The organism is Methylobacterium segetis (assembly GCF_004348265.1).
Lineage (GTDB): Bacteria > Pseudomonadota > Alphaproteobacteria > Rhizobiales > Beijerinckiaceae > Methylobacterium > Methylobacterium segetis.
The window spans coordinates 1-14,612 of the sequence record NZ_SMNT01000017.1 but is presented as its reverse complement, the minus strand read 5'-3'; the positions used below and the strand labels follow the sequence as shown (position 1 = coordinate 14,612).

The 14,612-nt window shown below is 68.5% G+C and carries 13 protein-coding genes; 4 read left to right on the top strand and 9 right to left on the bottom strand.

The genetic code is table 11. The annotated features are described in order from the left end of the window. Positions 1–9: 9 nt before the first annotated feature. Both E1J50_RS06475 and E1J50_RS06470 read right to left on the bottom strand, forming a co-directional pair. On the bottom strand, positions 10–684 hold the full coding sequence (locus E1J50_RS06475; protein ID WP_132251603.1) for a hypothetical protein: 675 nt from the start codon (positions 682–684) through the stop codon (positions 10–12). Positions 685–793: 109 nt separating this feature from the next. Then, positions 794–1,042, bottom strand: a complete 249-nt coding sequence (locus E1J50_RS06470; RefSeq protein WP_132251601.1) for a hypothetical protein — start codon at positions 1,040–1,042, stop codon at positions 794–796. A gap of 240 nt (positions 1,043–1,282) precedes the next feature. Here E1J50_RS06470 and E1J50_RS06465 point away from each other — a divergent pair, with 240 nt between their 5' ends. Continuing rightward, a complete protein-coding gene (locus tag E1J50_RS06465; RefSeq protein WP_132251598.1) occupies positions 1,283–1,501 on the top strand; it encodes a hypothetical protein in 219 nt (72 codons plus the stop codon). Positions 1,502–1,594: 93 nt separating this feature from the next. Here the strand turns inward: E1J50_RS06465 and E1J50_RS06460 are convergent, their stop codons facing one another. The 4 genes from E1J50_RS06460 to E1J50_RS06445 form a co-directional block, all read right to left on the bottom strand. Then, positions 1,595–2,680 (bottom strand): hypothetical protein, encoded by a 1,086-nt coding sequence (locus tag E1J50_RS06460; RefSeq protein ID WP_132251596.1) that lies wholly within the window; start codon positions 2,678–2,680, stop codon positions 1,595–1,597. A 41-nt stretch (positions 2,681–2,721) separates the two neighbouring features. Next, positions 2,722–5,757: a penicillin-binding protein 1A gene (locus E1J50_RS06455; RefSeq protein WP_132251593.1), complete on the bottom strand. Its 3,036-nt coding sequence runs from the start codon at positions 5,755–5,757 to the stop codon at positions 2,722–2,724. Positions 5,758–5,856: 99 nt separating this feature from the next. Then, positions 5,857–6,456, bottom strand: coding sequence for a hypothetical protein (locus tag E1J50_RS06450; protein WP_132251590.1), 600 nt, complete (start codon positions 6,454–6,456; stop codon positions 5,857–5,859). 13 nt (positions 6,457–6,469) lie between these two features. Further along, positions 6,470–6,958, bottom strand: coding sequence for a hypothetical protein (locus tag E1J50_RS06445; protein ID WP_132251587.1), 489 nt, complete (start codon positions 6,956–6,958; stop codon positions 6,470–6,472). 260 nt (positions 6,959–7,218) lie between these two features. On the opposite strand from E1J50_RS06445, the gene E1J50_RS06440 reads away from it, so the two are divergent. Next, entirely contained in the window at positions 7,219–8,883 is a 1,665-nt protein-coding gene (locus E1J50_RS06440) for an alpha-amylase family protein (protein WP_132251585.1), read from the top strand. 85 nt (positions 8,884–8,968) lie between these two features. Then, the gene (locus tag E1J50_RS06435) at positions 8,969–9,616 is read left to right on the top strand and encodes an MBL fold metallo-hydrolase (protein WP_132251582.1); all 648 of its coding nucleotides are present in this window, start codon (positions 8,969–8,971) and stop codon (positions 9,614–9,616) included. 48 nt (positions 9,617–9,664) lie between these two features. Here the strand turns inward: E1J50_RS06435 and E1J50_RS28495 are convergent, their stop codons facing one another. Together E1J50_RS28495 and E1J50_RS06425 are read right to left on the bottom strand one after the other, a co-directional pair. Continuing rightward, on the bottom strand, positions 9,665–9,901 hold the full coding sequence (locus tag E1J50_RS28495) for a diguanylate cyclase domain-containing protein (RefSeq protein WP_165937800.1): 237 nt from the start codon (positions 9,899–9,901) through the stop codon (positions 9,665–9,667). Further along, a complete protein-coding gene (locus tag E1J50_RS06425; RefSeq protein ID WP_165937799.1) occupies positions 9,807–10,832 on the bottom strand; it encodes a GGDEF domain-containing protein in 1,026 nt (341 codons plus the stop codon). Before E1J50_RS06425 ends, E1J50_RS28495 begins: the two co-directional genes overlap by 95 nt. Before the next feature lie 334 nt (positions 10,833–11,166). Between E1J50_RS06425 and gyrB the strand changes: the two genes are divergently transcribed. Continuing rightward, positions 11,167–13,614 (top strand): DNA topoisomerase (ATP-hydrolyzing) subunit B, encoded by a 2,448-nt coding sequence (gyrB, locus tag E1J50_RS06420; protein ID WP_132251578.1) that lies wholly within the window; start codon positions 11,167–11,169, stop codon positions 13,612–13,614. A 491-nt stretch (positions 13,615–14,105) separates the two neighbouring features. Here the strand turns inward: gyrB and E1J50_RS06415 are convergent, their stop codons facing one another. Then, positions 14,106–14,399: a hypothetical protein gene (locus E1J50_RS06415; protein WP_007563909.1), complete on the bottom strand. Its 294-nt coding sequence runs from the start codon at positions 14,397–14,399 to the stop codon at positions 14,106–14,108. Positions 14,400–14,612 lie beyond the last annotated feature (213 nt).

Below are 14,612 nucleotides of genomic sequence, written 5' to 3'. Positions count from 1 at the left end.
CAGCCCTCCTCAGGGGCTCGTCGACCAGGGGTTGATCACCCGCACCGCCGCTTCCGTCTGCACCGCCTCGGCCTGAAGCGGCTCGGAGTGCCGGGGCGTCGCAGCGCGCTTCAGGCGGGCCATCTGGCGCCGCGCCTCGTCGGCGGGAAGTGCGCCGACGGGGGCCATCATGCCCGCGAGGAGCCGCCGGGTCTTCTTGTCCACTTGCCGCGAGCGGTCGACCGGCTCGAACTCGTGCATCGCGTGCTTCTTGTCCGGGTTGCCCGTGAAGACGCGGGCGCCGTCCTTGAGGATGACGATGTCGCCGGGGCGCAGGGTCTCGTCCCTCAGGAGCGCGGCCGCAGCGCCCGCCTTCATGTCGAGGGGCTGCTGCCGGTCGGTGATGCGGACCTTGAGGGGTTCGGGCTTCGGCAGCGCGGCGTACCGCACCTTCGGCCGCACGCGACCGCCCTGCGCGTGCCGGCGGCCGTAATACCGCGCGGCGCTGGGCATCTGGACTTCGGCGGGAGGAGCCGTCTGCGGAGTGGGCTGCGCGGGCGAGAAGAGCTGGCGGAACAAGCCGCCGAGCCCTTCTTCCTGCGCGTGGACGGCCGCCGTCCCGAGCACGATCCCGGCCGCGGCGAGCGTCAGCGCGAATCCATGCTTGCGTGAACGACGGGCGAGGCGGGTCTGGGTCGTCGGCATCGGTCCCCTCCGGCAGGCTCTCCCGCAACTGCGGCGGGACGTCCCACCTTCAACGGGGGGTTAACGTGACAGTTCCGGTACAATCTAAGGGTTGAGCTGTACCGATGGGTCAGCCGGGTGCCGCCTCGTCGCCCTCGCCGATGCAGTCGAGGGCGCGCTCGACGGCGCTGACCGCATCGAGGAGATTCTGGACTGTGCGCTCGACCTCCAGCGGCGGTCGGCCCATCGCAGCGGCCCGGGCGCTGAGGCCCTCAAGCTGCTCCAGCAGATCGAGGAGATCACCGGCGACGGCCACGACCTCGCACCGCGCAAGTTGAGCGGCGGGCTGGCGCTGGCGGAAGGGCAGGACGTTGCTCATCGACGCCAGTCTTCTTCAAAAGCTCGGGGATTCGCCAGACTCCGCGCCCGATCCTCCACACGATTGCCGCGGTTGCGTGGCCGATTCGACGCGGATTGGTGTGTTTTTCGTGGCCGCCCGGCATCACCCTGGCGGCAATGGTCCACGCCCCGTGAACCATGCTTGACGGGGCCGCCCGCCGGGCACCACCACGCCCCGACCCCGAGCGGCGACGCTCAGCGACGAGATCTGGAAGACGACATGCGCCTCAAGCCCCTCGCCCTCATCGCGGCTCTCGCCGCCGGTCTCGCGGCCTGCAACAGCGTCGAGGGTCCCGACAGCCGCAGCGGACTGTCCGAGACCTTCAACACCGACAATTTCCGCCGCTCGAACGACACGAACGGGACCCAGACCCGCCGGGACGTGAACCGCCTCTACACGCAGCCCTCGATCCCCTCGATCGCGAACCGGGGCTACTGAGCCGGGCCGCTGCTCCGTATCGAGTACGGGTCGCTCCTCCTCTCGAGGAGAGAGCGTCCCTGGCGCATCGGACCGGACGGCGCGCCCGGCCGGCTACCGCTTCGCCAGCGCGTCCGCGAAGGCGGCGATGCGGTTGCGGGCGTAGGTGGGCAGCCCGGCGCTGATCGAGTTGCCCGTGTTGAAGCTCGAATTGCCCATCAGCACCTGGGCCGGCAGCAGGTTCTTGAGCACGGGCACGCGCGCATACTCCGCCTTCCGGTCGAGCACGTCGGCCTTGATGGCGAGCGCCATGTAGGTCGTGACCACCGTCTTCGTCGGATCGCCCGGCATCGGTTGGAACACGGCCAGGAACTTGCCGAAGCGCAGGATCTGGTTGACCCAGAAGATCGTCTGTTCGAGCCCGCCCGTCACCGCGGTGTCGACCCGGGTGAGCTTCGACAAGGCCGCGGCCTCCGCGGCCGGGAGGACGCGCAGCTCGCTCTGGAAGGAGACGAACTCGGCGATCTTCTTCGACGAGCCTTCCTCCAGCTTGTTGGCGAGCTTCACGCCGAGGGGCAGCTTGCCCTCGAGGTCGTAGCGCGACTCGATGCAGGCGGCGGCATCCGCGCACCAGGGCCGGTCGGGCCGCTTGGCGAACGCGGCGGCCGGATCCTTCGTCGGCGTCACGTCGGCGGGATCGACCGCCTTGTGCCGGATCGCCGGATCCATCCTCTGGACGAAGGCGAGGTTCGCGAAGGCCGCGAGGTCGATCGCCTCGGGCGGGCGGGCGACCACGAAGCGTCCCTCCGCCACGTAGACCTTGAGCGTCTCGTGCCGGGGCTTGGTCACGCCGTTCACGGTCACGGTGTAATCCGGCTCCTTGTAGCCGGGAAACGGGGCGAGGGCGGCGGCCTCGGCCGGACGATTCCGGACCCAGTCGAGATAGGGCGTGAGGCCGTTCTCGGGCGCGGACGGGTTGTCCCGGTGGTCGGTGAACAGGATCGTGCCGGGCTTGATCTGCGCCGGGTCGAGGGCGGTCACCGAGGGCACCTCCCGGATGCGCTCGGGCGCGGCCGGCGCCTGCGCCGCCATGCCCGCAGCGGGCTCCCTCGCCGCCTGGGCGAGCGCCGGGGCCGCTGCCCCGGCGAGGAGGGGGAGGGCAAGCACGTAGGCAAGGGATGCCGTCAGATGCGTCCGCACGTCTCGGGCCTCAGGTTCGGGAATGGTCTGGGAATGCCGGCTCAGTAGCGCGGATCGTCGCCGAAGAGCCAGTCCGGATCGCGACGGCGGGGCCGCGACACATCCTCGTCTCCGAAGGGCGAGCGGCTCGTCTGACCGGGCCACGCGCGGTATCCGTCCTGGTACCCGTCGAGGTCCCCTTGAGCGCGACGGCTGCGGCCCGGCTGCTGCCCGCGCCCGCCATAGGGATCGAGGAAGTCGGATTCGGGCGCGCGGTTGCCGAAGAAGTCGCCCCGCACGTCCGCACCGTCCTCGGCGCCGCCGAGGCCGTCGCCGTCCTGCGCGTCCGGCCGCATCGCGTAGAGCGTCTCGCGCGGCACGAGGCGGTACTGGGTGTCCGCCATGCGGCCGTCGCCCTGCGTGCGGAAATGCTCCAGGAACCCGCCGCCCGCGACGCGCTCGCCGCTGCGGGGATCGACCGGCAGGTCGATCAGGTTGCGCCGTGCTTCCTGGGAGGGCGGGTTGAGCGGAGTGCGTGGCACCCCGTTCGCCCAGGCGGCCTGCAGGATCGAGCCCGCGATCGGAACCGCGACGTGCCCGCCCGTCTGGCCGCGCCCCAGCGTGCGGCGGGTGCCGTCGGCGTTGTCGTAGCCCACCCACACCACCACCGTGACCTCGTTGGTGAAGCCTGCGAACCACGCGTCGTTCTCATTCTCCGAGGTGCCGGTCTTGCCTGCGACGTAGGCAGAGTTGCGGGCGAGCGCCGCGGCGGTGCCGTGGTTCGTCACGCCCTGCAGCATGGTCTTGAGCTGGTAGAAGGCGACCCTGTCCGCCGAGCCGATCCGCACCGGGTCGCGCGCCGCATGCGTGTAGATCGCCTTGCCGTCCCGCTCGATGCCTTCGAGGGCGTAGGGCGTGGGGCGGACGCCCTCGTTCGCCACGGCCGCGTAGAAGGCGGCGAGATCGAGCATCCGCACCGGCTGGGCGCCCAGCACGAACGGGTAGTAGCGCTCGCATTCGGCGTAGATCTGGGCCTCGAGGGCGATGTCGCAGACCCGCTGGAGGCTCGCCGGCGCCTTCTCGGCGATGCCGCCCTGAAGGAGGCGGGCCGTGACGAGGTTCTTCGAGAATTCGAGGCCCCGCCGCAGGGTCGTGGCGCCGGAGCCGCCACCGTCGTAGTTCTTCGGCGACCAGGAATCACCGATACCGCCGATGGGCGGCAGGGTCACGGCGGAGTCCATCACGAGCGTGTTCGGCTGCAACCCGGCATTGAGCGCTGCCAGATAGGTGAGGGGCTTCAGGGTCGAGCCGGGCTGGCGCACGGCCTGGGTCACGCGGTTGAGCTGGCTGACCGGATAGGAGAAGCCGCCGGACATCGCGAGGATGCGTCCGGTGCGGTTTTCCAGCACGAGCGCGGCGCCCTGGACCGCAGGCCGCACCCGGATCTCGGCGCGCAGCGCGCCCTTGCCCTCGCGGAGCTTCACCCGCACCGCGTCGTAGACCTGGAGCTTGCCGCGCGCGATGCCGGGATCGAGGCTCGCGATCCGGCCGTCGGCGAGCCCGACCCTGACGGGGCCGCGCCCTGCTTCCAGCACCACGGCGAGCGGCCAATGCACGTCGTAGAGGGGGGCTCGCGCGCTCTCCAGTGCCCGGAGCCAGGCCGGCTTCGGGCCCACGACCTTCGCGACGGGCGGCCGGGCGCTCGCGGCCTTGGCCGGCGGCCTGCGGGCCTCGGGCGACGCCTTCGCCTCGGCCGCGGGGGGAGGCACCGGCGCGGCGGCCGGCGCTGGCGAGGGCGCAGGGGCAGCGGCCTCGATCTTCCGAACCGCGTCGGCGAGGTTGAATTCCGGTCCCGTGAAGCTCTGCCGGCCGGTGGCGCGCTCGTAGGTCGCGAGGCCGTCCTGCAGGACGCTCTCGGTCGCCCGCTGCAGCCCGGCATTGATCGTCGAGCGCACCGTGAAGGAGGCGGCCGTGAGCGAGTCGAGCCCGCCGAAGGTGCGCGCCTCGCGGGCGAGGTGGTCGACGACGTAGAAGCCGGAATCGCGCCTCGCCGTATCGACGGGCTTCAATCCGAGATCGGACGTCACGGCCTGCGCCATCTGGGCCTCGGTGATCACGCCCTCCTCCTTGAGGCGAGAGAGCACGTAGGCGCGCCGCTCGCGGGCACGGTCCGGGTACTTGTCGGGGCTGTAGTAGTTCGGGCCCTTCGGCATGCCGGCCAGGAGCGCCGCCTCCGGCAGAGTCAGGTCGCCAACCGATTTGCCGAAATAGCTGCGCGCGGCCATCTCGATGCCGTAGGCGCCGCGGCCGAGATAGATCCCGGTGAGGTAGAGGCCGAGGATCTCGGGCTTCGTGAGGATCCGCTCGAGCCGCCCAGCCACGATCATCTCGCGGATCTTGCGCTCGTAGGTGACGTCGTCGCCGACCGAGAGGTTCTTCACCACCTGCTGGGTGATGGTCGAGCCGCCTTGGGGACGCCCCGGCGAGGCGAGATTGCCGATGAAGGCGCGGATGACGCCGCGCTCGTCGATGCCGTGGTGGATCTCGAAGCGCTTGTCCTCGGCGGCGACGAAGGCCTGGCGCACGAGCGGCGGCACCGAGGCGATCGGCACCGTGAGGCGGCGCCCGTTCGCCTCGAAGGTCTCGGCGTAGGGCTTGCCCGAGCCGTCCAGGATGACGCTGGCGCCGGGCAACTTCGCATCGCGCAGCGCCTCGGCCGAGGGGAGGTCGGTCACGGCCTTGTTGTAGAAGGCGATCACCTCCGCGGCGTCGAAGGGCGAATCCTTCGGGTTCTCGCCCTTGCAGAACTGGCGGTAGCTCGTGTTGAGCTCCCCGATGTCGAGCCCGTGCAGGAGCTTCGGCGCGCCGGCGCCCGCCACCGCGCTCGGATCCTCCATCGCGGTCGAGATCAGCTCGTCGAGGTTGATGTCCTCGATGTCGAAGGCCTTGCGCATGTGCGCGCAGCCGTCGCGCAGGATTTGCACGACCTCGGCGCCATCGGTGCCGGGATCGAACTGGGTCCTGACCGCGTCGGGCCGGGTCGTGACCTGGCTCAACGTCAGCGCCGTCGCGAACAGCTTGATCAGGATGGTGTTCATCAGGGAATGGGCACCGGCCGGCTTGACACAACGCTCGGGACGGCGCGCCGATCAAGCGCGGCCGTCCCGACCCCAGATGGGGATGACAACGCGGCTGATTTAAGGTGCCCGGCCCTCGGCCCCCCGGATCGTGAAGGGCTGCTCGACCGGCGTGCTCGTCTTGCGGACCGTGTCGTTGAGCGTGAAGACGAGGACGTAGTCGCCGGGCGGCGCCCCGTCGAGCGTGATCGTGAGGTTGAGGAAGAACTCGCGCGCCGGCGCATGGCTTGTCAGGCTGTAGGTCTGGAACGCCTTCTGGCTGCCGAGTTCCTCGCCGGTGCGGGTCCGGATCGAGAAGTCGATCGTCCCCTCGAAGGTATGGAGGTCGCCGGACTTGCGATAGCCGAAGCCGATGGGCTCGACGTAGCTGAGGAGCGGCTCGCCCGGCGCGAAGACATTCGAGCCGCGCCGGTCGTAGTCGCCGTAGAGGGCCGCCTTCCGATTGACGAACATCGCGCGGCGGGTCGAGAAGGGCAGGCGCCCCCAGGCTTCCGAGACCGCGCGCTCGGCCGCCTCGTACTCGCCGAGGCTGGAGCCCGCGGCGGCGTTCTGCCCGGCTCCGACCTTCGCCTTCGCGCCAGACCAGAAATCGTCGGCAGCCGCGGCCGGCCCAAGGGCGAGACAGGCCGCCAGGGGTGCGGCGAGGATGGTGCGCATCATGCCTCTCCCTCCCTCACTTGATCGGCCGCACGCTGTTCATGATCGCCGAGATCTCGGCCTTGTGGGAGGCGCGCTCCTCCTCCGAGCCCCAGAGGGTGAGCATGATCACTTGGTTCTCGCCGCCGCTGAGGAGCACGAAGTCGACGATGGTCTTCCCGTTCGCGTCCTTGGTGTCGTAGCGCAGCACGGTGCCGGAGGCGCCGTTGAAGTCCATCTCCTTCTCGAGCGGCTTCACGCTGTCGTCGATCTCGTTCTCGCGCATCCAGGCGCGGTTCGTCTCGAGCATCGCGTCGAGCTTCTTCTTGCTCGCATATTCGACGTAGAACACCACCTCGTCGTCCGGTGATCGGGCGGAGAAGCCGAAATCGATCTCCCGGACCTTCCAGCTGTCGGGCACGACGACCGTCATGGCCGGATTCTTCGGAGGCACCGCGAAATTCCGCGCCTCGGCCGGAAGCGCCAGCGCCGCGCAGAGCAGGGCGCCGATCAGGATACGTCTCATGGTCTGCCTTTATCGAGTTCAGGCAGACCGCCTCATCTGCCCCCGACCCTCCCTTAATCGAAGAAGATTGACGCCGCGTCCCACTTTCGGGCCGCGGCGACGCCCTTCTGCCCTTCGGAACCGCCTGGAAGCTGAATTTCGGCGTCAGGGTGAAGGATCCGTCGCCGCGCACGGATCTGAAATGGCCGCGCGACCAAGTTGCAACCTTGAGCGTTAGGGTCTCGGCCGCCGCACCACCCGGGCCGTCCCTCGGAGACCGCATGATCACCGATCTCTGGTACAAGAACGCCGTCATCTACTGCCTGTCGGTGCGCACCTTCATGGATGCGAACGGCGACGGGATCGGCGATTTCGCGGGTCTGGAGCGGCGGCTCGACTACCTGCAAGGGCTCGGGATCACGGCCATCTGGCTGATGCCGTTCCAGCCCTCGCCGAAGAAGGACGGCGGCTACGACATCTCGGATTATTACGGGGTCGACCCCGATTACGGCTCGCTCGGCGACTTCGTCGCCTTCACGCACGCCGCCAAGCAGCGGGGATTGCGCGTCATCATCGATCTCGTGGTCAACCACACCTCGGACCGGCACCGCTGGTTCCAGTCGGCGCGCTCCGACCCGGACTCACCCCACCGCGACTGGTACGTCTGGTCGGCCGAGAAGCCCGCCAACGCCGACGAGGGCATGGTCTTTCCCGGCGTGCAGAAGACGACCTGGACCTACGACGCGAAGGCGAAGGCCTACTACTTCCACCGCTTCTTCGACTTCCAGCCCGACCTCAACACCGCGAACCCGGAAGTGCGGGCCGAGATCCTGAAGATCATGGGCTTCTGGATCGAGCTCGGCGTCTCGGGCTTCCGCATGGACGCGGTCCCCTTCGTCATCGCCAAGAAGGGTGCCGACGTGACGGGCGAGCCGGTCGAGCAGTTCGACATGCTGCGCGACTTCCGCGAGTTCCTGCAGTGGCGAAAGGGCGACGCGATCATCCTGGCGGAAGCGAACATCCTTCCGAAGCAGGACCTCGACTATTTCGGCGACGACGCCGATCGCATGCACATGATGTTCAACTTCCAGGTCAATCAGGCGACCTTCTACGCGCTCGCCGCCGGCGACACGCGCCCCCTCATCAAGGCCATCGACAAGACCTGGCAGCGTCCGGCCTCCGCCCAGTGGGCGACCTTCCTGCGCAATCACGACGAGCTGGACCTCGGGCGGCTGACCGAGAAGCAGCGCCAGACCGTGTTCGACGCCTTCGGGCCGGACAAGGACATGCAGCTCTACGAGCGCGGCATCCGCCGCCGCCTCGCGCCGATGCTGCAGGGCGATTCCCGCCGGATCCGCCTCGCCTACGCGCTGATGCTCGGCCTGCCCGGCACCCCGGTCCTGCGCTACGGCGACGAGATCGGCATGGGCGACGATCTCTCGCTGAAGGAGCGCGATTGCGCCCGCACCCCGATGCAGTGGACGGGTGAGAGGAACGGCGGCTTCACGAAGTCGGAGCGGCCGACCATGCCGGTGATCGGCAAGGGGCCTTACGGATACGAGCACGTCAACGTCGCCGAGCAGCGCCACGACAAGGATTCTCTGCTCGCCTGGATGCAGAGCATGATCCGCCTGCGCAAGGAGGCGCCCGAGATCGGCTGGGGCGCGGTGACCGCCCTCGAGACCGGCGAGAGCGCCGTGCTCGCCCTGCGCTACGATTGGCGCAACAACGCCGTGCTCTGCGTGTTCAACCTCGCCGCCCGCCCGATCGAGATCCAGTTGGCGACGGGCATCGAGCCGCCGGAAGGCGATCTCCTGATCGACCTCCTGACCGGCGCCCGCAGCGCCGGGGAGAGGGGGCGCCACGTCCTCTGCCTCGAAGGCTACGGCTATCACTGGTACCGGGTCGGCGGGCTCGACGCCCTGCTGAAGCGCAGCCCGGCCTGAAGGCGATTCGCGCAGGGCGCGAAGGCGCGCTAGAAGGGCCGGCCCGTCCCGCCCCGTCCGGGCGACAAACCCGAAACGAGTCCCGATGCCAGGCACGCCCCGCGCCGGAATCATCCCGGTCACGCCCTTCCAGCAGAACTGCACCCTGATCTGGGACGAGGCCACCAAAGTCGGCGCCGTGGTCGATCCGGGCGGCGACCTCGACCGGATCGAGGCGGCGATCCGCGAGCAGGGCATCACGATCGAGAAGATCCTGCTCACGCACGGCCACATCGACCACGCGGGCGGCGCGGCGGAGCTGCGCGAGCGCCTCGGCAACGTGCCCGTCGAGGGCCCGCACGAGGCCGACCGTTTCCTGCTCGATTCCCTGCCCGAGACCGGCGCCGGCTACGGTATCGCGGGGGCGCGCGCCGTCACGCCGGACCGTTGGCTCGATGAGGGCGACCGGGTTGAGGTCGGCCCGCTCGCCTTCGACATCCTGCACGCCCCCGGCCACTCGCCGGGCAGCGTCGTGTTCGTGAGCCGGGACGCGCGCTTCGCCCTCGTCGGCGACGTGGTGTTCAAGGGCTCGGTCGGCCGCACGGACCTGCCCGGGGGCAACCATGCCGAGCTCATCCGCGCGATCAAGGAGAAGGTGCTGCCGCTCGGCGACGACCTCGCCTTCATCCCCGGCCACGGCCCGACGGGAACGCTCGGCGAGGAGCGATTGACCAACCCGTTCCTCCAAGATTGAGGCGCCGACCGGCAACCGGCCGCGGCCCCGCCCGATCGGAACCGGCTTTCAGCCCAATGCGACGCGCCGGTTGCCGAATTCGGCCGAGACCTCCGGCACTGCGAGCGGAGGCCAGATCTTGTTGCGGCCGCCGCGCTTGGCCGCGTAGAGTGCGCTGTCCGCCGCAGCGATCAGACCCTCCGAGGTCGTGTCACGCCCGAGGCATCCCGACGCGACTCCGACGCTGACCGTCACGAAACCGGTGGCGGCCCGATCCCGCGGGATGCGGCATTCGGCGACGCGCACCCGGATCCGTTCCGCAACCAAGGCCGCCTTCAGGCGCCGGCAGGTCGTCGAGCAGGACCAGGAACTCCTCGCCGCCGAAACGGAACACCGTCCCCTCGTCCTCGCGGACGCTGCTCGCGAGTATGCCCGCCACGCGCTTCAGGCAACGATCCCCGGCCAGATGCCCGTTGGTGTCGTTGAACGTCTTGAACTGGTCGATGTCGAGGAGGAGGATCGAAGATGCGCGCCATGGCTCGTGGCCTCGCTGGGCGAGGAGGCGCAGCAGCGTGGCATCGAGGGCGCGCCGATTGCCGATCCCGGTGAGCGCGTCGCGCAGGCTCGCGATCTCAAGGTCGCGATTGCGCAGCCGGTCGCGAAGGGCGAGGAGGTAGGCCGTCCGGGTCCGGTGTTCGAGCATGTAGGAGCCGGACAGGGAGAAGATCATCACGCCGGCCATGATCGAGTTCGCCATCAGCATCCGCTCGGACGAGAAGGCGGTGAACGTAATCACCGCGATCACGGACATGACGAACATCGCGAGGCAGCCGGCAACGGCGTAGAAGAACTCGATCCCCTGCATCACGATCATGAACAGGACCACGAGCACCGTGGTGAAGAGAAGGATGTCCCGATCGGGCATCCGGCTCGCGCAGGTGACGACGATGATGGTCAGCGCGACCACCGCCATCACCAGCGTCTCTGATCCGGCTCTGAGCCAGCGCGGTGGATTGTGGGCCAGGATCAGATGGGCCGCGAACGTCATCGGCGTCGTGACGCAAAAGTGCATGATGAGGTCTAGGTGGAATACGTCTCCCACGAGGCGGTAGTCGCTCACGAGGAAGAAGTGATAGATGAACAGGCCGATGTAGTTCTGCCGGATGAATTGCCGGCAGCGGGCCTCCCCCGTGTCGGCCTCGAACTGTCGCTCGATCGAGGGACTGAAGCGCAGCATCCTGAATCCATGCCGGATTTCGCACTCGACCTCGTCGAGATCAGGAGAAGGGGCTGGCGCGTCCATGAGGCAGTCCGGGATTCGGGTCGAACACTAGGCCAGAATTCTTAAGGGAACGGCCCCCACCGTGGCGACCGGAACCCGGCTGTCGGCAGCACTCACAAATCCTCAACGCTACGGCGAAAAATCGAGCGATCGGGGCGGCCTCAACGCCGGAAAACGATGCAATTCCAAGGCGGAGCCCCTATATCAGGCGGGTTGAACGAATCGCAGGCGACGGGCGGCCTGACAGGTGCCCAGCCCCCGACGTAGAGACGCCTGCCCGAGGATTTTCATGGCCGACACCCCCGAACAGGAACACGCCGACTCGTACGGCGCGGAATCGATCCGCGTGCTCAAGGGGCTCGATGCCGTGCGCAAGCGGCCGGGCATGTATATCGGCGACACCGATGACGGTTCGGGTCTCCACCACATGGTCTACGAGGTGGTGGACAATGCCATCGACGAGGCGCTGGCGGGTCACGCCGACCTCGTCACCGTGACGCTGAACGCCGACGGCTCCTGCACCGTGTCCGACAACGGCCGCGGCATCCCGGTGGACATCCACAAGGAGGAGGGCGTCTCGGCGGCCGAGGTCATCATGACCCAGCTGCACGCGGGCGGTAAGTTCGACCAGAATTCCTACAAGGTCTCCGGGGGATTGCACGGCGTCGGCGTCTCGGTGGTGAACGCCCTCTCGACCCTGCTCCGCCTGCGCATCTGGCGCAACGGCCAGGAGCATATGATGGAGTTCCGCCACGGCGACGCGGTGGCGCCCCTGAAGGTCGTGGGCGATGCCGGCGGCCGGCGCGGGACGGAAGTGACCTTCCTGCCCTCGCCTCAGACCTTCACGATGGTCGAGTTCGACTACCCGACGCTGGAGAAGCGCCTGCGGGAGCTCGCCTTTCTGAATTCCGGCGTGCGCATCGTGCTCACCGACGCGCGCCACGCCGAGCACAAGCGCGAGGAGCTCTGCTACCAGGGCGGCATCGAGGCGTTCGTGCGCTACCTCGACCGCTCGCGTAAGCCGATCGAGGGCATGACGAAGCCGGTGACCGTGTGCTCAGAGCGCGACGGCATCCGGGTCGAGGTGGCGTTCTGGTGGAACGACTCGTTCAACGAGACCGTGCTGCCCTTCACGAACAACATCCCGCAGCGCGACGGCGGCACCCACATGGCGGGTTTCCGCGCGGCCCTGACGCGCCAGATCACGGGCTACGCCGAATCCTCGGGCATCGCCAAGAAGGAGAAGGTCGCGCTGACCGGCGAGGATTGCCGCGAAGGCCTGACCGCGGTCATCTCCGTCCAGGTGCCGGACCCGAAATTCTCGTCGCAGACGAAGGACAAGCTCGTCTCCTCCGAGGTCCGCCCGGCCGTCGAGAACGTGCTGAACGAGGGGCTCTCGAACTGGCTTGAGGAGAATCCGGGCCAGGCCCGGTCCGTGATGGGCAAGGTTGTGCTCGCGGCCTCCGCACGCGAGGCGGCCCGCAAGGCCCGCGAGACCGTGACCCGCAAAGGCGCGCTCGACATCGCCTCGCTGCCCGGCAAGCTCGCCGATTGCCAGGAGCGCGACCCGACGAAATGCGAGATCCTGCTGGTGGAGGGCGATTCCGCCGGCGGCTCGGCCAAGCAGGGTCGCGACCGCACCTTCCAGGCGGTGCTGCCGCTGCGCGGCAAGATCCTCAACGTCGAGCGCGTGCGGGCGGACCGGATGCTGTCCTCGGCCGAGATCGGCACGCTGATCACGGCGCTCGGCGCCGGCATCGGCCGCTCGTCGACGGACCGCGAGGGCTTCAACCCCGAGAAGCTGCGCTACCACCGGATCATCATCATGACCGATGCGGACGTGGACGGCTCGCACATCCGCACCCTGCTGCTGACCTTCTTCTTCCGGCAGATGCCGGAGGTGATCGAGCGCGGCCACCTCTACATCGCGCAGCCGCCCCTCTACAAAGCCGAGCGCGGGCGCAAGGCGATCTACCTGAAGGACGAGCGCGCGCTCGAGGATTACCTCATCGACCAGGGCGTCGAGGGCGCGATCCTGCGGCTCGCGTCCGGCACCGAATTCCAGGGCGAGCAACTCAAGGCCCTCGTCGAGGAGGCGCGGGGCTTCCGGTCGATCCTGCAGGGCCTGCACACGCGCTACGACCGTGCGGTGGTGGAGCAGGCGGTGATCGCGGGCGCCTTCCGGCCGGAGGCCGCCGAGCACGCGGGCGAGGCCGAGGTGCTGGCCGACATGATGGCCAAGCGCATGGACATCATCGCCGACGAGATCGAGCAGGGCTGGCAGGGCGAGGCGTCCGAGGGCGGCTACGTGCTGAGCCGGACGCTGCGCGGCGTGCGTCAGGTCGCGACGCTCGACGCCTCCCTGATCGCCTCGCAGGAGGCCCGCCGCCTCGCGGAGCGGGCCGACGCGCTCCGCGAGATCTACGGCGAGCCCGTGACGCTCGCCCGCAAGGGCGACGAGACGCAATTGCACGGGCCCGTCGGGCTGTTCGAGGCGGTGATGGCCTTCGGCCGCAAGGGGCTGCAGCTCCAGCGCTACAAGGGCCTCGGCGAGATGACCGCCCAGCAGCTCTGGGAAACGACGCTCGACCGCGACGTGCGCTCGCTCCTGCAGGTGAAGGTCAAGGACACGACCGACGCGGACGACCTGTTCGTCAAGCTGATGGGCGACGTGGTGGAGCCCCGCCGCGAGTTCATCCAGGAGAACGCGCTGAGCGTGGCGAATCTCGACGTGTGACGGGACGGCCTGTAATTTCTCAGTAAAACATATCCCGGGAAGCGAGTTATGTGGACCGATTTACTGAGAAGCCTGACCTCGCCGGCATATCGGCCGGTTTTCAGGCCGGTAGAGCATTGATTCAGAGATGCTCTCCGCTGTCAACATCGAGCTTTCGTCAGTGCCCTTTGGTGACCGAGATCCAACGCTTCGGGGATGGTTACCTGCTGAGCGCCATGGCCGCCGAAGCCGTCGGGGTACGGACCGCTTAGGTTCGGAGTGGGTAAGGAAGACGGGGTTCCATCCGGCGTTGGTCGTCGCGGCGGGTGCCAGAGCGGGCAAACACCCTCGCAACGTCGACCGGGCGTCGGAGGAGGCCCAAGCCCTCATGGGGCCGCCCCCCTTCGGTTATGATTAAGCCGCCCGGCTCCTGAAAGGACTGCCTCATTGTAAGTGCTGGCGCTCAGAACAGCATCCAGCCGGTCCTGCAACCGCTCCGGCAGTACGGACTCTCAGTCCACCATCGCGGGCGTACCGACCAAGCCGACGATGGCAGCTACGGCCGCCTCACACTCGCCGGCGTCCATCTCCGTAACCTTGGCGTAGATGTCCGGCGAGCGTGGAAGACCCTTCATCCCCGCGATGCCCGATACCTGAGCGGGGGCGAACGTGGCTTGGGTAGCAAGGTCGCCGTCCTCCAGGGCGAGCATCGGGATGGACGAGTAGAGATCGTCGAGCCTCAACTCGACCCCGATGGCCGCTAGCCGGAGGACGGCGTTGGTCCTTGTTGGACTTCGTAGTGCCATCCGTCTCCCTGACGGTGAAAGAAATCAACCCGGCGCTGGTCCTGCGCGACAAGGACGAAATGCATGAGGTCCGGCAGCGTCTGGTATTCGAGCCATTTCCCGCCGCGGTCGTACCGTCAGGTCATCGAGGGGCCGGGTCAAGGCATCGTGGGCGATGGAGCCGCCGACCAGCATGCGGATTACCTGCCCGTCGATGTACTCCAGCCGCTCCCC

Excerpts from the sequence above, each read along its gene's own strand:
- E1J50_RS06475 (WP_132251603.1), bottom strand. The coding sequence starts at position 684 with ATGCCGACGACCCAGACCCGCCTCGCCCGTCGTTCACGCAAGCATGGA.
- E1J50_RS06470 (WP_132251601.1), bottom strand. The coding sequence starts at position 1,042 with ATGAGCAACGTCCTGCCCTTCCGCCAGCGCCAGCCCGCCGCTCAACTT.
- E1J50_RS06465 (WP_132251598.1), top strand. The coding sequence starts at position 1,283 with ATGCGCCTCAAGCCCCTCGCCCTCATCGCGGCTCTCGCCGCCGGTCTC.
- E1J50_RS06455 (WP_132251593.1), bottom strand. The coding sequence starts at position 5,757 with ATGAACACCATCCTGATCAAGCTGTTCGCGACGGCGCTGACGTTGAGC.
- E1J50_RS06450 (WP_132251590.1), bottom strand. The coding sequence starts at position 6,456 with ATGATGCGCACCATCCTCGCCGCACCCCTGGCGGCCTGTCTCGCCCTT.
- E1J50_RS06445 (WP_132251587.1), bottom strand. The coding sequence starts at position 6,958 with ATGAGACGTATCCTGATCGGCGCCCTGCTCTGCGCGGCGCTGGCGCTT.
- E1J50_RS06440 (WP_132251585.1), top strand. The coding sequence starts at position 7,219 with ATGATCACCGATCTCTGGTACAAGAACGCCGTCATCTACTGCCTGTCG.
- E1J50_RS06435 (WP_132251582.1), top strand. The coding sequence starts at position 8,969 with ATGCCAGGCACGCCCCGCGCCGGAATCATCCCGGTCACGCCCTTCCAG.
- E1J50_RS06425 (WP_165937799.1), bottom strand. The coding sequence starts at position 10,832 with ATGCTGCGCTTCAGTCCCTCGATCGAGCGACAGTTCGAGGCCGACACG.
- gyrB (WP_132251578.1), top strand. The coding sequence starts at position 11,167 with ATGGCCGACACCCCCGAACAGGAACACGCCGACTCGTACGGCGCGGAA.
- E1J50_RS06415 (WP_007563909.1), bottom strand. The coding sequence starts at position 14,399 with ATGGCACTACGAAGTCCAACAAGGACCAACGCCGTCCTCCGGCTAGCG.